The following is a 19440-nucleotide window of genomic DNA, read 5'->3' as shown; positions in this document are numbered from 1 at the left end:
GGCGACGAAGGAGGGGAAGGGGGTCAAGATTTTGGTCCCCTTTTCTGCGCCCGCACCCTTTTCCTTTTGCGGGCGCAATGCCACATGGGAAGGGTGAGCGAAGAGAAGCCTTGGCCCGACAGCATCCGCGCGGGGGATTGCGAGCAGCACGAACCACTGGTGCGGCGCGTGCTCGCCCCCAATCCGTCGCCTTATACTTTTACAGGCACCCAGACATGGATCGTTGGTGCGGGTCGTGATGTCGCGGTGATCGACCCCGGCCCGACGGGCAGCGGGATGAGCATCGGCGATCCGCCTGACGCGCGCGGTGCGGGCCATGTTGATGCCATTTTGCGCGCGGTTGGCGATGCCAAGGTGACGGCGATCCTCTGTACCCACACCCACCGCGACCATAGCCCCGCCGCTGCGCCGCTAAAGCAAGCGACCGGCGCGCCGATCATTGGCTGCGCGGCGCTGGCGCTGAGCGACGATGGGCCGCGCGCCGATTCCGCCTTTGACCCCGACTATGCGCCCGACCATATTTTGACCGATGGCGAGCAGGTGAGCGGCGACGGCTGGACGCTGGAAGCGGTGGCGACCCCCGGCCACACGTCGAACCATCTTTGCTATGCCCTGCGTGAAAGCGATGCCTTGTTCACCGGCGATCATGTCATGGCGTGGTCGACCAGCGTCGTTAGCCCGCCCGACGGCGATATGGCGGCCTATATGGCGAGCCTGTCCAAGCTGTACGAGCGTGAGGACCGCATTTTTTACCCCGCGCATGGCCCAGCCGTGACCAAGACGCGCCAGCTGGTGCGCGGGATGCTGGGTCATCGCAAACAGCGCGAACGTCAGATTTTGCGGGAACTTGAGCGCGGCACAAACGCTATCCCTGTCATGGTATCGCATATGTACAAGGGGCTCGACCCGCGTTTGCATGGCGCCGCCGGACGGTCGGTCCTAGCGCATCTGATCGATCTGGAAGACAGGGGCCGCGTGGCGCGCGAGGCAGAGATATGGAGACTGGTGGCATGAATCGCGGGCTTTTCCGTCTCGGTCTTTTGCTGTTGTTTGCCGCCGCGCTGTTTATGGGTTGGCGTGCGTGGGACGGCTGGCAACGCAGCTTTGACCCCGAAACGGTGGTGGCGGCGAGCCTGCAGGGCTTGCAGGAACAGAATATACTCGTGCCCTTCACCGCGCGCTATGTTGCGGTCGTGACTTCGACGCAGAGCCGGTTGGGGCTGCAGGCCAAAAAGACGCTCATCATGCCCGGGACAGTGCGCTATGAGGTTGATCTGGCCCAGTTGAAACAAAAAGACCTGACATGGGACGGGGCCGACAAGGCGCTGACCATCACCTTGCCGCCGTTGCGGCTGGCTGGCCCCGAAATCGACATCAATGCGATCAGCGAGTTTCGCGATGGCGAGATTTTGCTGGCGCTGACCAATGCCGAGGATGTGCTGGACGCCGCCAACCGCAAGGCGGCACAGGCCGAGCTGATCAAGCAGGCCAAGGGCGCAACCCCGATGCGACTAGCGCGCGGCGCGGCGCGCAACGCCATCGAACAAAGCTTTGCCATGCCGTTGCGAGCGGCGGGTATTGATGCCACGGTGACGGCTGTGTTTGCCGGTAATGAAAGGCCGAATGAATGAGTGCTCCTATCCGTGAAAACCTGACCGGCCTTGACCTGCGGGCCGAGATTGACCGGCTGCGCAAAGAACGCAATGCCGTGATATTGGCGCATTATTATCAAAAGCCCGAGATTCAGGATCTGGCCGATTTCGTTGGAGATTCGCTAGAGCTTAGCCGCAAGGCCGCTGACACTGACGCCGATGTCATTGCCTTTTGCGGGGTCAAATTCATGGCCGAAACGGCAAAGATTTTGAGCCCGGAAAAGATTGTCGTTCTGCCCGATATGGATGCGGGTTGCAGCCTTGAGGATAGTTGCCCGCCCGACCAGTTCAAACGCTTTCGCGAAAAGCATCCCGACCATATCGCGCTGACCTATATCAACTGTTCGGCGGCGGTGAAGGCGCTCAGCGACATCATCGTTACCTCATCGAGTGCCGAGGCAATTATCAGCCAGATCCCCGAAAATCAGCCGATCATCTTTGGTCCTGACCGGCATCTGGGTGGCTATCTCAACCGAAAATTCGGGCGCGAAATGCTGCTGTGGCCGGGTGTGTGCATCGTCCATGAAGCGTTCAGCGAGACCGAGCTGCTCAAGCTCAAGGCGCAACACCCCGACGCCCCCGTCGCCGCACACCCCGAATGTCCGCCGCATGTGATCGACCATGCCGACTATGTGGGTTCGACCAGCGGCATCTTGAAATTCGCCAAGGAATTTCCCGGCGACACGCTGATCGTCGCGACCGAACCGCATATCATCCACCAGATGGAAAAGGCGGTTCCGGGCAAGACTTTCATCGGCGCACCGGGTGCCGACGGCAACTGCAACTGCAATATTTGCCCCTATATGGCGCTGAATACGCTGGAAAAACTTTATCTGGCCTTGCGTGACCTGAAACCACGGATCGAAATGGACGAAGAATTGCGGCTGGGCGCGAAGAAGAGCCTCGACCGGATGCTCGAAATGGCAAGCGGGACGGTTGGCAAGGGTGATTTGGGTGCCAAGACGGGGGACTGATCATACCCCTCGGCACCGGATAGCCCCTAGATGATCGCGCGTCTGCGTTCGGCGTGGGTGTCGATCAACGCCAGCTATTGGTTCTATCCGGCGCTGTTTACACTGGCCGCCATTGCGCTGGCGATGGGCACCATCTGGCTCGACCGCCATGGCGCGTCAGAAATTCTGGCACGCACCGAATTACTGACTCCGTCCCGCCCGCAAGGCGCTCGGAGCCTGTTGTCGCTGATTGCCGGGTCGATGATCGGCGTGGCCGCGACCGTCTTTTCGATTACCATTGCGGCGGTGGCCTATGCTTCGGGCACCTATGGTCCGCGGTTGCTGACCAATTTCATGGAAGATCGCGGCAACCAGTTATCGCTGGCGACCTTCATAGCCACCTTTGTCTATTCGCTGCTCGTGCTGCGAGTCATTCGCGGTGAAGATGAACAAGCGGTTTCGGCCAGTCATGCGGCGGCGACATTGGCGCCGGGATTTGTTCCGCAATTGTCACTGCTGATTGCCTTTGGCCTGACGTTGATGTCGGTGGCGGTGCTCGTCTATTTGCTCAATCATATCCCGTCGAGCATTCGCATCAACAAAGTCATCGAGCGGATTGGTCGCCGCTTGCTGAAAGACTTGAAAGAGCGATTTCCCGATGAGGGTGATGCCGAGCCTGTCACACATAAGCCGCGTGGTGCAGAGATTGTGTCGCATCGCGCCGGTTATATCGACATCATCGAATTTGAATCGCTTGATGAACTAGCCAAGGAATATGGGGGCGAGATTGTTCTGGCCCGTCGCACCGGGGATTTTGTCCATGGCACCGTGCCACTGTTGTACTGGAGCGGGGACAAATCCGTTGACGATGATCTGGCGAGCGAACTGCGCGCCTGTTTCGCGATTGCGTCGAGCCGGTCGGCGGCACAGGACATCGACTATCTGATTGACGAGCTGGTCGAAATTGCGCTCCGTGCCCTGTCGCCGGGGATCAACGACCCCTTTACTGCGATTTCTGCGCTCAATTGGCTGGGCGCAGCAACCGCCGAACTGGCAAGGCGCAACCTCGACTGCGGCCCCGAGCAGTCTGAATATGATATAGCGCGTGTTCACCCCTTTGCGGACGGGTTCGACCATTATTTGCAGCGCGGTTTCGGCTCGGCGATCATGACCGTGGCGACTAGTGATGTTGCCGCGGCCAATTTCTTTGAAATTGTCGACGATATGATTCCGGCTGCCGCCAATTCGGGTCGCCGCGATGCCATGCTGGATGTTCTTGATGCTATGTTGGACCATGCCAAATCCGCACTGGATGCGTCGGCATATGCGCGACTCGATGCGCGGCGCAAGGCTTTCGAGACCAGCTGATTGGCGTTGGTGAGTCGTATTGAAGGCCGTTATATGGTCATCGGCGAATCCGAAAATGCTGCACCTTTGTAACAAAAATGCTGCGCAGCATTTTGCTTGTTGCTAATGCCGGACTTATCCACAGCGACGAGCGTCAGGGCGCGACATTTGGTCGCTTTTTTGTTGGCACTCGGGCTGCTTCATGTCAGCTTCAAATCATCGGACGACCAAGACGTTGGACCACCGGGAAACGAAGGACGGTTGCAAGACTATCCGGAAGAAAACGGACTGGATCAACGAGGAAGTTGAAAGATAACCAGATCACGGAACGTAGCGATTCCCACGAGTTGATGCGAACCCGATCAGGTTCAGGAAAGGAGCCCATCGCTTAGAGAGCGACTGTTTCGACAGATGCTTGGACAAGATGATGAAGACCATTCCAGGTGCGGCCGGCCCCCGCGAGGGGGCCGACCAAGCCGCCGCCGGAACGCGCCGGGAGACCCCGGGCCGGTTATTGGACGGGCTGCTGACCGCAAGTGAAGCAGAACGAAGTAACCAGTTGGTGGTCGTCAGACGTGATACCGGATAGTGGGGGTTGACAGAAATGTCGGCCCCCATTTCGTTTGGGCGGCATTATCGGCCCGACCGCGCCATGCGCCATTGGTCTGCGCCCTGACTTTCCAGCCAATTAACCATAAGCCGAAACTTGTTATTTACCATGGTGTGATGGCTGTCACATCCCTGTCCGATATTGCCGTCTATCCCCTGTTTGCGACCCGGATCTGTTCCCGACCAGGAACTGATCCAACTTTCCCGGTCACTGTCCTTTTGGCGGTGACCGGGAACTTTTTCGCCTTCTCTTGCATTGTTAGAAGTATCGCCCGGACAACAGGGCGCTCCGGTGAAGGACTTGCCGGAACGAAGGCAAAAGCGCGGTTCTTTCGGGCTTTCGAATAGGGAAGGAATCATTATGGGAATCATTATTACGCTCATTGTTGGCGGAATTATCGGCTGGCTGGCCAGCATCGTAATGCGCACTGACGCCCAGCAGGGCATTTTGCTGAATGTCATTGTCGGTATAGTCGGAGCGTTTCTTGGCAATATTTTGGGCGGAATGTTCGGCATGGGGGCAAGCCTCAGCACTTTCAGTCCCATCGGGCTGCTTTGGGCCTTTATTGGCGCCGTGGTTCTGCTTGGCATCATCAACCTGATTCGTCGGGGCAGCGTTCGTTGATCCCCTGACAACAATATTGATCACGAAAAGGGCGGCGTAACCAAGGTTGCGTCGCCCTTTTCTGTGGCAGGCGCGCAATTTTGCGCTGCACATTTGCTGGTGTGACAGCGCGGCTCAGGCTATATCTCCATCTGAATAAACCGCCATACAGTAACGATATTCGGCGCTTGCAAGCGGTGATATAATCGGATAATACACCTCTGGCAGGACAGCTATCTTGCCAGACGGTTAAGGGGGCTGTTGTGGATGGATTTCTTCACATGCGGTTCTTGAAACGCCGGGAAGAAGGAAATTCGACGTGAATTACGAGCGGAAAGTGGATTCGATGGACATTTTGGCGGGGGATACCCAATCCATTTACGGGCAGCCGGATGCGGCGCGCCGACGCAAGACGATGATTATTGCGCTGGTGCTTATCGCATTGGCGCTGGTCGCCGCCTGGGCCGCTTACTCATCCTTTTCGAACAAAGACGGAGCGGCGACGGCATCCAACAATGGTTCGATCGGTGGCGATGGTAAGGCCGCAAGCGCGCCGACTGTCACTGTCGTTGTCCCGGGTCGCCAGTCGGTGCAGGCCACGATTTCCGCCAATGGCACGATCGCCGCGCGGGTGGAAATGCCCGTCGGTATCGCGGGTGAGGGCGGACAGGTCTCTCGCGTATTGGTCCAGCCCGGCCAATGGGTGAAGGCGGGCCAGGTTCTGGCCGTGATTGACCGGTCGGTTCAGGTACAGCAAGCCAATGCCTTGGCGGCGCAAATCCGTGTCGCGCAGGCCGATGCCAGTCTGGCGCAGGCCGAGTTGGAGCGGGCCGAAGCGCTGGTTTCGCGTGGCTTTATTTCAAAGGCGGACATGGACCGCAAACGCTCGACGCGTGATGCGGCCAATGCTCGCGTCCGCGTTGCGCAGGCCCAATATGCCGAGACGCAAGCGCGCAATGGTCGCTTGAATATCGTTGCTCCGGCGGCTGGCTTGGTGCTGACACGCCAGATCGAACCCGGTCAGGTGGTGAGCGCTGGTAGCGGCGTCTTGTTCCGTATGGCCCGGGGCGGCGAAATGGAAATGATGGCGCAAATGAGCGAAACTGATCTGCAGCGTCTTTCTGTCGGTACCAAGGCGACTGTCACGCCGGTCGGTTCCAACCTGAACATCGCGGGACAAGTCTGGCAGAAGTCGCCGGTCATCGACCCGCAGACGCGTCAGGGCAATGTCCGTATCGCCTTGCCCTATAGCGCTGCTCTGCGTCCGGGCGGATTTGCCGATGCAAAGCTTATTTCTGGGTCGGCAGATCTGCCGTTACTGCCGGAAAGCGCCGTTCTGAGCAACGCCGATGGCAATTATGTCTATGTTGTCGGCAAGGATAACAAAGTCGAACGGCGCAAGATCAAGGTTGGTTCGGTTAGCGACAATGGTGTTGCGATTGCCGATGGGCTGCAGGGAACCGAGCGCGTGGTCGTGCTGGCCGGTGCCTTCCTCAACCCCGGTGACACGGTCAAGCCGGTTCTTGAAAAGGCCGCGAACTAGTCCGGTGGATTGCTGCCAAGGAAGCTGTTGAGCCATGAATTTTCGTAATATCTCCGCCTGGTCCATCCGCAATCCGGTGCCGCCGATTGTGCTGTTCGTGCTGTTGCTGCTGGCGGGGCTTGTCAGTTTCAACCGCATGGATGTGAATGACAATCCGGATATTGTGTTTCCGGCCGTCCAGGTGATTGTGATCCAGCCGGGCGCGGCGCCGACGGAGCTGGAGACACAGGTCACGCAGCGTGTCGAGGCCGCCGTGCGGGCGGTCAATGGCGTCGAGGACATGTCCTCCTATGTCAGTGAAGGTAGCAGCCGGACATTCGTCCAGTTCGCCGTCGGGACGCCGATTGATCGTGCCTATAATGACGTCAATCAGGCGATTTCCCAGATTCGCGGCGAATTGCCCGATGGTATTTTGGAACCGCAGGTCAACCGCGTCGACATTGCCGGTGGCCCGATCACCTATTTCTCGGTCGAAGCCACCGACATGAGCCTGGAGCAGTTGTCATGGTTCGTCGACAATACGGTCGCCAAGGAATTGCTGTCGATCGAGGGCATGAGCCAGGTGCGCCGTTCGGGCGGCGTCGACCGCGAAATCCGCGTCATCCTCGATCCGGCGCGGATGCAAAGCTATGGTCTCACCGCCAGTCAGGTGAACCAGCAATTGCGGCAGGTGAATATCAATGCCGCGGGCGGGCGCACCGAAATTGCCGGATCGGAACAAGCGGTTCGCGTGCTCGGCAATGCCGGGTCAGCCTTTCAATTGGGTGAAACGCGCATTGCATTGGGCAATGGGCGCACGATCCGCCTCTCGGATGTCGCTTCTGTGTCCGACAGCTATGCCGAACAGCGCAATCTTGCCAAGATGAACGGCAAGCAGGTGCTGTCCTTCTCGATCGAAAAGGCCAAGGATGCGTCTGACGTGACTGTCCATGACGCTGCGGTCAAAAAGCTGGAAGAGATCAAGAAGAACAACCCCAAGGTCAATTTCCGGATCCTGTTCACGCGCACCATCTATACCAAAGAGCAGTATAAAAGCTCGATGGAAGCGATGATCGAGGGCGCGGTGTTGGCGGTTGTTGTGGTGTTCCTGTTCCTTCGCGATTGGCGTGCGACGCTGATTTCGGCACTGGCCATTCCGTTGTCGGCCATTCCCACTTTCTGGTTCATGGACCTGATGGGTTTTTCACTGAACAGCCTGTCATTGCTTGCGCTCAGCCTTGTCGCGGGGGTGCTGGTCGATGATGCCATCGTCGAGATTGAGAATATCGTCAGACATATGCGAATGGGCAAAACCGCCTATCAGGCGGCGATCGACGCGGCCGATGAAATCGGTCTGGCCGTTGTGGCGACCACCATGTCGATTGTCGCGGTGTTCCTGCCTGTCGCCCTGATGCCCGGTATTTCGGGTCAGTTCTTTATCCAGTTCGGCATGACCGTGGTCTTTGCGGTGCTGGTCAGTCTGGCGGTTGCGCGACTGATTACACCGATGATCGCGGCCTATTTCCTTGCCCCGCACGGGACTCAGGATCATGCCAGCGGGCCGTGGATCGACCGTTACGAACGTTTGCTTGCTTGGACGCTGGACCATGAAAAGGCGCAAAAGATTCGGGCGGGGTTCGAGGCCAGTGATACGCGATTGATCTATCTTGCCGGACCAGCCGTGGTGGCAGTGATCGCGGCGTTGGTGAGCGTGGCGATGCGGTGGTATCAGATTGGTGCGGGTAATGATGTGGCCAATACGGCGGTTTTCTACCTGCTCCAGATTCCGCTTTCGACCATCATCGTCTTTCTGGTCACATCCTTGTTGATGATTTTAATCGGCGCGGCGGTCAGCGTCTTTGCCCTGCGCGACAAAGCCTTTATCCAATGGACCAAATTCATGGTCCAGCGCGGCTATGCCCGCCTGTTCGACCATCGGTTCTGGATTGTGGGCATTGGCGCATTGGCCTTTGCGTCCAGTATCGTGCTGTTCGCGGTTTTGCCGCAGCAGTTCCAGCCGACAACCAACAGCGACTATAGCCAGATCAGCTATGAGCTGCCGCCGGGGTCGACCTTGGCGCAGAGCAGCAAAATCGCCGATCAGGTCACGACAATATTGGACAAGGAACCGGCGGTCGAGGCGGCCTTCGCCGATGTAAACGTTGGCAGCGGCAATATTTTCATCACGTTGAAAAAAGAGCGTCCGACGTCAAGCGTCGAATGGGAACGCAAGTTGCAGCCCGTCATGGCGGCAATTCCGGACGCGCGTGTCCGGTTCCAAAGCCAGTCGGGCGGATTTTCAGGTCGTGATATCACGCTGGTCATCGGCAGCGACGACCCTGTGAAGTTGCAAGCGCAGGCGCGCAAGATTGTCGCCGAAATGGGCAAGCTCAAGGAAATTCGTGCGCCGCGTATCGAAGGGGACACGCCGCGTCCGGAAATCATCATCAATCCGCGCATGGACCTTGCCGCTGATCTGGGCGTGACCACGGCCGCGCTGAGCCAGACCATTCGCATCGCGACCCTGGGTGATATCGATCAGAATGTGGCCAAATTCTCGCTGTCGGATCGTCAGATCCCGATCCGCGTGCTGCTTGCCGAGGATTCACGCCGCAGTTTGGCGACGCTGGAAAATCTGCCGGTGCCGACATCGCGCGGCACGACGGTGCCACTGAAATCGGTCGCCGAGATCGGATTTGGGGCGGGGCCGACCGAATTGCGCCGTTACAATCAGGTGCGCCGTATCGTCATTGGCGCCGACCTTGCGCCGGGACTGGTGACGGGCGACGCGCAGGCCAAGATCGACAGTTTGCCCTCCTATGCCAACATGCCGCAGGGCGTGCGCAAAATTGTTCAGGGCGACCAGAAATGGCAGGCGGAATTGATCCTGAATTTCATGGTGGCCGTGGTGTCGGGTTTGTTGCTCGTCTTTTCGACGCTGGTCCTGCTTTATCGCCGGTTCCTGTCGCCGCTGGTCAATATGCTGTCGCTGCTGCTGGCCCCATTGGGCGGCCTCATCGGTCTGGCCATTACGGGTATGGAAATCTCTATGCCGGTCTTTATCGGCTTGCTGATGCTGCTTGGCATTGTGGCGAAAAACTCGATCCTGCTGATCGATTTTGCAATCGAGGAAATGGATCACGGGATCGAAAAAGTCGCGGCGTTGATGGATGCCGGGCGCAAGCGTGCCCAGCCGATTGTTATGACGACAGTCGCCATGGTCGCGGGTATGGTCCCGACCGCGCTGTCGCTGTCGGGTGACGGCGCATGGCGCGCGCCGATGGGCGTGGTCGTGATCGGCGGCCTGATCCTGTCGACGCTGTTGACGCTGTTGATCGTGCCGGCTGGTTTCAGCCTTGCCGATAGCGCCGAAAAGCGGATGGGACGCTTCTTCTCGCGCAATCTGTTGACGTACAAGCCGGGGGATGATGGCAAGGCGGTGTCCGATACGGCGCCGCCGCACCCGGCCGAGTGACGCGGGCGCGGCCTTTTGCGCCGCGCCGGTTGCAACCACTGGCGCGCTGCGTCATTGGGATGGCATGACTGATCCGGCCACAAGAACCGTGGAACCCAACTTCACCCCCAGGCCCGGCATGGGGGTCAGATTGCCGACTGGCGGGCTGAATATCCGGCTGGTCGCAACCGGTCTGCTAATGGTGATGGCGGCGGTCTTTATCACGGCCAAAAGCTGGCAGGACGTTCACCCCGCCATCGGATTCATCCGCGCCTTTGCCGAGGCCGCTATGGTGGGCGGGCTCGCCGACTGGTTTGCGGTGACTGCGCTGTTCCGCCACCCGATGGGTATTCCCATCCCGCACACCGCTATCGTTCCGCGTAACAAGAATCGCATCGGCGACACGCTGGCGCGCTTTTTACTCAACAATTTTCTGCTGCCCCGACTGATCGCGCGCAAGATGCGCGATGTCGATGTGGCGGGTGTCGTCGGAAACTTCCTGTCGCAGCCTGCGGCGGGCGGCGGACGGTTGAAACTGGGCGCGTCGCGGATGATTGCCGACGCGCTTGGCGCGCTCGACCAGCAACGACTGGGCGGCATCGTCAAATCGGCCATTGCCGACCGGCTGCGCGAACTGGATGTCGCTTCTTTGCTGGGGCAGGCGCTCAACGCCGCACTGGCCGAGGGGCGGCACCAGCCGCTGCTCGACGCGATGGTCAAATGGGGGTCCAAGACGCTCGACCTCAACGCGCACCTGATTCACCAGATGGTGCACGATAACAGCAATACATTGGTGCGCCTGACCGGACTTGATGAGAGCATCGCCAACCGCATTGTAGCGGGGCTGGGTAAGCTGCTGAGCGACATGGCGGTCGAGGAAACCCATCCGATCCGTCTGCGCGTCGAAGAAGGGCTGGAGCGGATGGCGCTCGACCTGCAACATGACCCTGAAGTGCGGGCCAAAGTCGACAAGGTGCGCGATGAGCTGCTCGCCAATGCAGCAGTCAAGCGCTGGCTCGACGGATTGTGGGAACAGGGCCGCGGCGCGCTGCTTCGTGCCGCGCGCGACCCCGACACAGTATTGGCGGGGCGGATTGGCGAGTTGATCACCCAGTTCGGTACTATGTTGGGCGAGGATCAGGGGATCAAACACACACTCAACCGCTACGCTCGCCGCGCAGTGGTGGGCGCGGTCGACAGCTATGGCGAAACGGCGCTGAAGCTGGTGTCGGACACCATCCGCGGCTGGGACGCCAAAACAATCACCGACCGGCTGGAAAATGCGGTCGGCGACGATCTGCAATATATCCGTATCAACGGGACGCTGGTTGGCGGGTTGGTCGGGCTGTTGATCCACAGCATCGACGTGTTTCTCTAACCGAAACTATCGTCATTGCGAGGAGCCGAAGGTGACGCGGCAATCCAGAGCGGTGTAAGGCAACCCTAGATTGCTTCGTTTCGCTCGCAATGACGAATATTTAGGGCAGTGCTATCGGGAAACCGCGCAAGCGGCGAGCCCTTCTCGATAGGATGGATAGCGGGGTTGCCAGCCAAGCAGGCGCGTGGCCTTGCCATTCGCAACGCGGCGGTTCTCGGCATAAAAGGCGCGGGCGGCGGGGGAGAGTCCGGCTTCGTCGAGAGTCTGGAGCGGGGGCAGGGGGACGCCCAGCAGGGCGCAGCCATAGTCGACCAGCCGGTTCTGATGACAGGGAAAATTATCGGCGAGATTATAGACGTCGGGTGGCTCCGCAAAGGAGGCGATGATGCCGCTGGCGATATCGTCGACATGGACGCGGCTGAACAGCTGGTCGGGCAGGTCGATGCGGTGCGCGCGCTCCTGTGCAATGCGGTCGAGGATGCTGCGCCCGGGGCCGTAAATGCCGGGGAGGCGAAAGACGCTCACATCGCTGCGCAGCGCCTGCCACGCGCGGTCGGCGGCGATGCGGTCGGGGCGGCGGCCATTGAGGGCGGCGCTTTCATCGACCCATGCGCCGCCGCTATCGCCATAGACGCCGGTCGAGGACAGATAGCCGATCCAGCGGGCGGGGGCACAGGCGATGGCTTCGCCATAGCGGGTGAGCACGGCGTCTGCGCCGTCTGTGGGGGGCACCGATGACAGAATATGTGTGGCTGAGCGAACTTCAGCCAGCACCGCCGCTTCGTCGGCGAAGGCGATGCTGCCATCGCGTCCGTCGCGCGTGGTGCCGACGACATCCCAGCCACAGGCGTTCAGCCGGTCGGCGAGGTGGCTGGCAGTATAGCCCAGTCCGAAAATCAGTATCTTGCTCATGGGGTGCTTATTGCGCGATGTGCGGCAGAGGGCTAGGGCCATGCGCTATGAATGACGCCTCCTCATCACCCGTCCCTCCCGTCACCATCCAGCGCGGCGACTATCGCGCACCCGACTGGCAAGTGCCCGACATTGCGCTGGATTTTGCTCTCGGCATTGATGAAACGCATGTGTCGGCGCAGCTATCGGTCGTGCGGAGCGCCGATAAAGCGGCACCTTTGTTGCTGCACGGCGAGGGACTGACCGCCGAAGCGGTGCGCGTCGATGGCGAAAGCTGGAACGACTGGCACATGGACGGGGCGGACCTGATCGTCGATCTGGGTGGGCGAACCTCTGCTCGTGTCGAGGTTGAAACGCGGATCAACCCAAAGGCGAACACCCAGTTGATGGGGCTTTATGCCTCGAACAACATGTTGTGCACCCAGTGCGAGGCAGAGGGGTTTCGCCGGATCATGTTCCACCCCGACCGTCCCGATGTGCTGAGCCGTTATCGCGTCCGGATGACTGGCGATAAAAGGCTCTTTCCGATCCTGTTGTCGAACGGCAATTGCATCGACAAGGGTGACGGAGAGGGCGGCAGCCATTGGGCGTTGTGGGAAGACCCGTGGCCCAAGCCGAGTTATTTGTTCGCGATGGTGGCGGGCGATCTGGTCGTCAATCGCGACCATTTCACGACGATGAGCGGACGCAAAGTCGAACTGGGCATCTGGGTGCGCGAGGGCGACCTCGACCGCACGAGCCACGCGATGAAGGCGCTCAAAGATTCGATGGCGTGGGACGAGCGCGTCTATGGCCGCGAATATGATCTCGATCTGTTCAACATCGTCGCGGTGAGCGATTTCAACATGGGGGCTATGGAGAATAAGGGCCTCAACATATTCAACACCCGTTACATATTGGCCGATTCCGACACCGCGACCGACCAGGATTATGATGGTGTTGAAGGTGTTGTTGCGCATGAATATTTCCACAATTGGTCGGGCAACCGCATCACCTGTCGCGACTGGTTCCAATTGTCGCTGAAAGAGGGATTCACGGTTTTTCGCGACCAGAGCTTTTCGGCCGATATGGGGTCGCCGGCTGTCAAACGGATCGAGGACGTCCGCGTGCTGCGCGCCGCCCAATTCCCTGAAGATGCCGGGCCGCTGGCGCATCCGATCCGCCCCGACAGCTATCAGGAAATCAGCAATTTTTACACCGCCACCGTCTATAACAAGGGTGCCGAAATCATCCGGATGATGGCGACGTTGCTGGGGCCGAAACGCTTTCGGCAGGGCACCGACCTTTATTTCGACCGCCACGATGGCGAGGCCGCGACCTGCGAGGATTTCGTCCGCGCGATTGAGCAAGGCGGCGATATCGACCTGACGCAATTCCGACGCTGGTACGAGCAGGCGGGCACGCCGCGATTGGCATTGTCGGTCGATGAGCAGGGCGGCGAATGGACGTTGCAGATCAACCAGATCGTGCCGCCGACACCGGGGCAGCCGGATAAGCAACCGATGGCGATGCCGCTGCGGATTGCCGCCTTTGACCGCGAGGGGAAGGGCGGCGGTCTGGCCGATACGATGCTGATCGTTGATGCTGCGCAGCAGAGTGTCGCGCTGGGTGCCTTTGCAACACGACCCGCGCTGTCGGTCAATCGCGGCTTTTCGGCGCCGGTCATCGTCGAGTTTCAGCGCGCACCGGGCGAACTGGCGTGGCTCGCCGCGCATGACGACGACCCCTTTGCGCGTTATGAGGCATTGCAACAGTTGATGCTCGATACGCTGGTGGCGAATGTCGCGGGGAAGGATGGCGACCCGCAAGCTGTCGTCGACGCGGTTCAGAAGACGCTGGACGGAGCGGCGGACGACGCGGCCTTTGTGGCCGAGGCGATCTTGCTGCCTAGTGAATCCTTTGTCGGCGACCAGATGGTTATCGTCGATCCCGACGCCATCCGCCGCGCACGCAGCTGCCTTCAGGGGGGTATCGGCAAAGCGTTGGATGGCGCGTTTCGTAATCTGTTGGCCAAGGCGGCACCGGTCGCGACCGACTTGTCGGCGGAGGCCAAAGGGCAGCGGCGTCTACGCGGGGTGGCCTTATCCTATCTGGCGGCGTCTGGGGCGTCCGACATTGCCGCGCTGGCGTTCGGCATATTCTCCGACGCCGATGGCATGACCGAGCGGCAGGCTGCGCTGGCGACGCTGGCGCATGGCGACAGCGACGAACGGGTCGCCGCGCTCGACATTTTCTATCAGCGCTATCGCGACAATTCGCTGGTGCTCGACAAATGGTTTCAGGTTCAGGCCTGGTCCTTGCGCGATGACACAGTTGCGGCGGTGGCAGAGCTGGCGCAGCACCCCGACTTCTCGCTGTCCAACCCCAATCGGGTGCGCTCGCTCTATGGCGCTTTTTCGGCCAATCAGGCGGCGTTCCACCAAAAGGATGGCGCAGGATATGCGCTGGTCGCCGACCTGATCATCGCGCTCGACGCCAAGAACCCGCAGACGGCGGCCCGCCTGATTCCGCCGTTCGGGCGCTGGAAGCGTTTTGATGACGGGCGAGCGACGCACATGAAGGCGGCGCTGGAGCGGATATTGGCGCAACCGGGCCTGTCGCGCGATTCGACCGAACAGGCGTCGAAGAGTTTGCTGGGGTAGCGTTTGCTTCCCGCAAGCGGGAGGAGAAGCGTTATTGTCCCAGCCACTCCGCAATTTCGTTCGCCACCTTGTTGGCAGCGCGGGTTAGGGCGGCACCTACGGGTTTGGCCTCGACCGGACCGCCGATGGGTTCGCGGGCTTCGAAGCGGCGCTGGGTGACCGATTTGCCCGCCGAGGACACGAGGATCGCCTGATACACGACGACCGCTTCGTTGGTGCGCGCATCGACGCCGAATTCGACAAGCTGGCTTGCAAGCTGTTCGCCCGGCGCGGTGAGATATTGGCCTTCGTCGAGCACCAGCCGGTTGGTTTTGGCCGCCACGGTTTCGGAGATCAGCCGCTGCATCAACCGCGCCGGCGCCTCGACCCATTGCGCGTCTTTGACATAGCTGATGCTGTCATTGTCCTGTTGCACGGGGATGCGGACGGTGCGCAGCTTTTGCGGTGCGGTGGGGACGAGGACCGTCAGCGTTTCGCCTTCGCTGGCGGTGCGGGCTGGGCCGGCGGCAGGGACAGCGTCGGCGTCGAGAGTGAGGAGGAAGGGCGGAACTTTGCCGCCGCCAAGGCTAACGCAGGCCGATAGCGTCAGCGCGGCGGCGGTCAGCAACAGGGGCGTGCGGGTGCGGCAGATCATGGGCGTCATCCTCATGGTTTATAGTCGGGGAGCTTGCTGCCGCCGATCACGGCACCCGCGCCTTGCTGGTCCAGCTTGTCGGTCAAGCTCGATAGGGTGGTTGAGGTCCGGCGCAGATCACGGATCAACGCATTGGCCTCTGGTATTGTTGTTTCGCTGAAAGTTTTGAGGCCGGGTCTGGCATCGGCAATCGCGCTGTTCAACGTATCCATCGATTCACTTGCGCTGCGCAGGGTTTTGCGCAGATCGGTCATTGCGGGGTCGACATTACGGTCGATGGTGCCCTGCGCCGATGCGGCGAGATTGCCGATCTGTTCAGCAGCCACACCGGTTTGCTGAATCGCGACGCGGGTGTCGTTGAGCGCTTTTTCGATCGCGGGACCATTGCGCGCGAGGATGGCGGTGCTTTGCTCGACATTTTTCAGGATGGCCGCAAAGCTCGCCTGATTTTTGTCATCGGCCAGTTCGGCCAGCCTTTCGGTGAGGGTAGAGAGGCGTTGGAGCAACTGCGGGGCGGTGTTGAGCAGTTCGCCCAGCCCGCCGATCCGGTTGGGAATGACGGGGCGGCCCGCTGGTCCCTTGTCGGTAATTGGCGGCGCACCTTTGACCGCGCCATCGAGCGCGATTTGCGATACCCCGGTGAAGCCGACGCCTTCGAGCGCGGCGGTGGTGCCCTGAAGAACCGGCACATCCTCGTTCACTTCGATGCGGACCAGCACGAATTGCGGATCATCTTTCCACAATTCGATCTTGCGGACCTGACCGACCGGGACGCCCGAAAATTGCACCTGTGCGCCCTTGTTCAACCCATCGACCGATTGTTTGAAAAAGATGTCATATTCGCGCTTGTCGCCGCCGCTGTCATTGGCCAGCCAGACCACAAACACCGCCAAGGCGACCGTCAGCAGCATGACAAAGCCACCCACCAGCACATTGTTTGATCGCGTTTCCATCAGTTCATCCTAACGTCATGCTGTGGCGGCGTGGGCATCATGCGCCCCGGCGGCGGCGCGTCCGCGCGGGCCGTTGAAATAATCCTGTATCCACGGATGCTCGGTAGCAAGCAATTCGGCGATTGTCCCGACCGCAATCACCCGTTTCTCCGCGATGACCGCGACTCGGTCACACGTCGCATGGAGCGAATCGAGGTCGTGGGTAATCAGAAAGACGGTGAGACCCATCGTGTCGGCGAGTTCGCGGATTAGCTCGTCAAACTTGGCCGCGCCAATCGGGTCCAAGCCCGCCGTCGGCTCGTCGAGAAAGAGTAGCGCGGGATCGAGCGCGAGCGCGCGGGCAAGGCCGGCGCGTTTGACCATGCCGCCCGACAGTTCCGCCGGAAATTTGGGACCAGCGTCGGGGGGCAGGCCGACCATCGCAACCTTGTAGGCCGCGATTTCGTCGAGCAGTTGCTGATCGATTTTGGGGTAAAATTCGCGGAGCGGCACCTGAATATTCTCGGCCACTGTCAGGGTCGAAAACAGCGCGCCACCCTGAAACATCACACCCCAACGTCGCCGCAAATCGCGCGATTCCTCTGCATCGGCGATGGTGTCGAGCGTCTTGCCATAGACTTCGATTTCGCCTGCCGTCGGGGTCTGCAGCCCGATAATCGAGCGCATCAGCACCGATTTTCCGGTGCCCGACCCGCCGACCACGCCCAAAATTTCCCCCGACCGGACATCGAGGTCAAGGCCATCATGAATGACAGCGTCGCCAAATTGATTGCGAAGCTCGCGAATATGGATCGCGGTCTTAAACTGTTCGGGGCGGATCATTTCATCCATCAGTTCCAACCCAGCGAGGAAAAGAACACCGCAAACATGGCGTCGAGGACGATAACAAGGAATATGGCCGCGACCACGGCGGAGGTCGTGCGCTTGCCGACTTCCTCGGCATTTTGGCGCACCTGCATTCCTTCGTAACAACCGGTAACGCCGATCAATATGCCGAACACCGGCGCCTTGATGATCATGATCCAGAAATCGGTCATGGGGATGATTTCACGCAGCCTCTGAATATAGGTGAGCGGTGGAATTTCGAGTCCGATCCAGCAATAAATGCCGCCGCCAATGATAGCGCAAATGCTGGCATAGAAGCCGAGCAGTGGCATCATCAGCGTCGATGCGGCGACACGTGGCAGGACGATGGCCTCCATCGGTGACACGCCAATCGTGCGCATCGCATCAACCTCTTCGGTCAGCTTCATCGTGCCGATTTGCGCGGCAAAGGCAGAGCCCGACCGGCCCGCGACCATGATTGCGGTCATCAACAGGCCAAGCTCGCGGATCGATGCGCGTCCGACAAGGTTGATGGTAAAGACTTCCAACCCGAACTGCTGCAACTGCACTGCGCCCTGCTGCGCCATGACAATGCCGATGAGAAAGGTCATCAGCCCTATGATGGGGAGGGAATCGACGCCCACCGATTGAAAGCGGTGGACCACCGAATGCCATCGCAAGCGCCGCCGCGCCCGCAACTGGGTGGCCAGCGCAATAATCATGGCGCCGAAAAAGCCGATGATCCCGATGAATTCATGCCAGACCGCCATGCTGGCGGTGCCGATTTGGCCACAGATGCGATCGAACACCGATTTTTGGCCGACTCGAATCTGGTACTCGCTTTGATCCTCAGCCAACGCGTCGAGAAGCCGCTGGGCGTCAGGACTGGCCCCGACCACTTTCGCGCCCTGTTCGCGCACGGTGCGGGTGATGATCCATGCGCCAACGGTGTCGATGCGCTCAATCGCCGACAGGTCGAGTGTCGTAATCGGGCTGACCTCTTCTAGCCGTTGCGGCAGATCGCCGAGCCGCGCCAGCGTCAACCGGCCGGAGAAGCGGACATCTGCGCCATCGGCGCCGTCGCTATGTTCGAAATCTGCCCAAGCCACCATCGCGCGCGACTTTGTATTATTTGCCTAAATACGGCAAGCGAATCCATGGCTGCGCGGCAAAGAGGCGGCTTTGCCTTGGCCGCGGACTGGCGGGCGGGTATGGGCAGGGCATGGACGCTTCATCCTCTCCGCATATTAGTCCGCCTGCGCATCGGGTGGCGATGTATGACATGGACCGCACGATCACTCGCGCGGGGACCTACAGCGGGTTTCTGATGCACGTCGTGCGCCGCCGCCAGCAATGGCGGATTTTGCTGCTGCCGCTGGTGGCGCTCGCCGGGCTGGTTTATTGGCTGCGGCTGATCGACCGGTCGCGGCTGAAGGCGATTAATTTGCGCCTGCTGGTCGGGCGGAGCTTTCGCCGTGACGAGATTGCGCCGCTGGCTGAAAGCTATGCCGATCAGGTTGTTGCGCGCGGGCTGCATCCCGCCGCGCTGGCGCAGATCAAGGAGGACCGGGCGGCGGGTTATCGCCTGATCCTCGCGACCGCCTCTTTTCACCTTTATGTCGATGCGATTGCGCGGAGGTTGGGGATGGATGATGTGCTCGCCACCCGCCTCGACGAGAGTGACGGTACCGACCATATTCACGCGCGGCTAAGCGGGGACAATTGTTATGGTGAGGCCAAATTCGCACGCATTTCGGACTGGATGACGTCCAACGCGATCACCCGCGACGACGCGCATATCCGTGCCTATTCGGACCATGTGTCCGACGGGCCGATGCTGAGTTTTGCCGATGAAGCCGTGGCGACGACGCCATCGCGCAAGCTGCGCCTGCTGGCCCCGAAAATGGGCTGGCGGGTGGTGGATTGGCGAGCGAAGTGAATCCCCCTCCCGCTTG

The 19440-nt window shown here is 60.3% G+C and carries 15 protein-coding genes; 10 read left to right on the top strand and 5 right to left on the bottom strand.

Annotation, left to right across the window (positions count from 1 at the left end):
- Positions 1–84: 84 nt before the first annotated feature.
- The 8 genes from ACR3XE_RS11645 to ACR3XE_RS11610 all read left to right on the top strand — a co-directional run bounded on the left by ACR3XE_RS11645 (position 85) and on the right by ACR3XE_RS11610 (position 11519).
- Positions 85–1014: an MBL fold metallo-hydrolase gene (locus tag ACR3XE_RS11645; RefSeq protein ID WP_473700028.1), complete on the top strand. Its 930-nt coding sequence runs from the start codon at positions 85–87 to the stop codon at positions 1012–1014.
- Positions 1011–1631, top strand: coding sequence for a DUF4230 domain-containing protein (locus ACR3XE_RS11640; RefSeq protein ID WP_473700029.1), 621 nt, complete (start codon positions 1011–1013; stop codon positions 1629–1631). Before ACR3XE_RS11645 ends, ACR3XE_RS11640 begins: the two co-directional genes overlap by 4 nt.
- The gene (gene nadA / locus ACR3XE_RS11635) at positions 1628–2626 is read left to right on the top strand and encodes a quinolinate synthase NadA (RefSeq protein ID WP_473700030.1); all 999 of its coding nucleotides are present in this window, start codon (positions 1628–1630) and stop codon (positions 2624–2626) included. Before ACR3XE_RS11640 ends, nadA begins: the two co-directional genes overlap by 4 nt.
- 30 nt (positions 2627–2656) lie before the next feature.
- Complete coding sequence (locus ACR3XE_RS11630) at positions 2657–3973, top strand: DUF2254 domain-containing protein (protein ID WP_473700031.1); 1317 nt, start codon at positions 2657–2659, stop codon at positions 3971–3973.
- 949 nt (positions 3974–4922) lie between these two features.
- Positions 4923–5186 (top strand): GlsB/YeaQ/YmgE family stress response membrane protein, encoded by a 264-nt coding sequence (locus tag ACR3XE_RS11625; RefSeq protein ID WP_473700032.1) that lies wholly within the window; start codon positions 4923–4925, stop codon positions 5184–5186.
- Between the two features lie 298 nt (positions 5187–5484).
- The gene (locus ACR3XE_RS11620; RefSeq protein ID WP_473700033.1) at positions 5485–6708 is read left to right on the top strand and encodes an efflux RND transporter periplasmic adaptor subunit; all 1224 of its coding nucleotides are present in this window, start codon (positions 5485–5487) and stop codon (positions 6706–6708) included.
- A 34-nt stretch (positions 6709–6742) separates the two neighbouring features.
- Complete coding sequence (locus ACR3XE_RS11615; protein ID WP_473700034.1) at positions 6743–10162, top strand: efflux RND transporter permease subunit; 3420 nt, start codon at positions 6743–6745, stop codon at positions 10160–10162.
- A 118-nt stretch (positions 10163–10280) separates the two neighbouring features.
- The gene (locus ACR3XE_RS11610; protein ID WP_473700298.1) at positions 10281–11519 is read left to right on the top strand and encodes a DUF445 domain-containing protein; all 1239 of its coding nucleotides are present in this window, start codon (positions 10281–10283) and stop codon (positions 11517–11519) included.
- A gap of 111 nt (positions 11520–11630) precedes the next feature.
- Here the strand turns inward: ACR3XE_RS11610 and ACR3XE_RS11605 are convergent, their stop codons facing one another.
- A complete protein-coding gene (locus tag ACR3XE_RS11605) occupies positions 11631–12431 on the bottom strand; it encodes a Rossmann-fold NAD(P)-binding domain-containing protein (RefSeq protein WP_473700035.1) in 801 nt (266 codons plus the stop codon).
- Positions 12432–12478: 47 nt separating this feature from the next.
- Between ACR3XE_RS11605 and pepN the strand changes: the two genes are divergently transcribed.
- Positions 12479–15073: an aminopeptidase N gene (gene pepN / locus ACR3XE_RS11600; protein ID WP_486185758.1), complete on the top strand. Its 2595-nt coding sequence runs from the start codon at positions 12479–12481 to the stop codon at positions 15071–15073.
- Between the two features lie 31 nt (positions 15074–15104).
- On the opposite strand, the gene ACR3XE_RS11595 is transcribed toward pepN, so the two are convergent.
- Genes ACR3XE_RS11595 through ACR3XE_RS11580 form a run of 4 tightly spaced genes read right to left on the bottom strand, consistent with a single transcriptional unit; the run spans position 15105 to position 18597 of the window.
- Positions 15105–15707: an ABC-type transport auxiliary lipoprotein family protein gene (locus tag ACR3XE_RS11595; RefSeq protein WP_473700036.1), complete on the bottom strand. Its 603-nt coding sequence runs from the start codon at positions 15705–15707 to the stop codon at positions 15105–15107.
- Between the two features lie 11 nt (positions 15708–15718).
- On the bottom strand, positions 15719–16660 hold the full coding sequence (locus ACR3XE_RS11590; protein ID WP_473700037.1) for an MlaD family protein: 942 nt from the start codon (positions 16658–16660) through the stop codon (positions 15719–15721).
- Between the two features lie 15 nt (positions 16661–16675).
- Positions 16676–17491, bottom strand: a complete 816-nt coding sequence (locus tag ACR3XE_RS11585) for an ABC transporter ATP-binding protein (protein WP_473700038.1) — start codon at positions 17489–17491, stop codon at positions 16676–16678.
- Positions 17491–18597, bottom strand: a complete 1107-nt coding sequence (locus tag ACR3XE_RS11580) for an ABC transporter permease (RefSeq protein WP_473700039.1) — start codon at positions 18595–18597, stop codon at positions 17491–17493. Before ACR3XE_RS11580 ends, ACR3XE_RS11585 begins: the two co-directional genes overlap by 1 nt.
- Before the next feature lie 110 nt (positions 18598–18707).
- Between ACR3XE_RS11580 and ACR3XE_RS11575 the strand changes: the two genes are divergently transcribed.
- The gene (locus tag ACR3XE_RS11575) at positions 18708–19424 is read left to right on the top strand and encodes an HAD family hydrolase (RefSeq protein ID WP_473700040.1); all 717 of its coding nucleotides are present in this window, start codon (positions 18708–18710) and stop codon (positions 19422–19424) included.
- Positions 19425–19440 lie beyond the last annotated feature (16 nt).

The organism is Sphingopyxis sp. 10G20-10 (genome assembly GCF_057365075.1).
Note: the sequence above shows the minus strand (reverse complement) of the source record. Positions and strands in the feature narration are given on the sequence as shown.

Coding starts and splice junctions, on each gene's coding strand:
- ACR3XE_RS11605 (WP_473700035.1), bottom strand. CDS start 12,431: ATGAGCAAGATACTGATTTTCGGACTGGGCTATACTGCCAGCCACCTC.
- ACR3XE_RS11595 (WP_473700036.1), bottom strand. CDS start 15,707: ATGATCTGCCGCACCCGCACGCCCCTGTTGCTGACCGCCGCCGCGCTG.
- ACR3XE_RS11630 (WP_473700031.1), top strand. CDS start 2,657: ATGATCGCGCGTCTGCGTTCGGCGTGGGTGTCGATCAACGCCAGCTAT.
- ACR3XE_RS11610 (WP_473700298.1), top strand. CDS start 10,281: ATGGGGGTCAGATTGCCGACTGGCGGGCTGAATATCCGGCTGGTCGCA.
- ACR3XE_RS11590 (WP_473700037.1), bottom strand. CDS start 16,660: ATGGAAACGCGATCAAACAATGTGCTGGTGGGTGGCTTTGTCATGCTG.
- nadA (WP_473700030.1), top strand. CDS start 1,628: ATGAGTGCTCCTATCCGTGAAAACCTGACCGGCCTTGACCTGCGGGCC.
- ACR3XE_RS11625 (WP_473700032.1), top strand. CDS start 4,923: ATGGGAATCATTATTACGCTCATTGTTGGCGGAATTATCGGCTGGCTG.
- ACR3XE_RS11640 (WP_473700029.1), top strand. CDS start 1,011: ATGAATCGCGGGCTTTTCCGTCTCGGTCTTTTGCTGTTGTTTGCCGCC.
- ACR3XE_RS11645 (WP_473700028.1), top strand. CDS start 85: ATGGGAAGGGTGAGCGAAGAGAAGCCTTGGCCCGACAGCATCCGCGCG.
- pepN (WP_486185758.1), top strand. CDS start 12,479: ATGAATGACGCCTCCTCATCACCCGTCCCTCCCGTCACCATCCAGCGC.
- ACR3XE_RS11585 (WP_473700038.1), bottom strand. CDS start 17,491: ATGGATGAAATGATCCGCCCCGAACAGTTTAAGACCGCGATCCATATT.
- ACR3XE_RS11615 (WP_473700034.1), top strand. CDS start 6,743: ATGAATTTTCGTAATATCTCCGCCTGGTCCATCCGCAATCCGGTGCCG.
- ACR3XE_RS11575 (WP_473700040.1), top strand. CDS start 18,708: ATGGACGCTTCATCCTCTCCGCATATTAGTCCGCCTGCGCATCGGGTG.
- ACR3XE_RS11580 (WP_473700039.1), bottom strand. CDS start 18,597: ATGGTGGCTTGGGCAGATTTCGAACATAGCGACGGCGCCGATGGCGCA.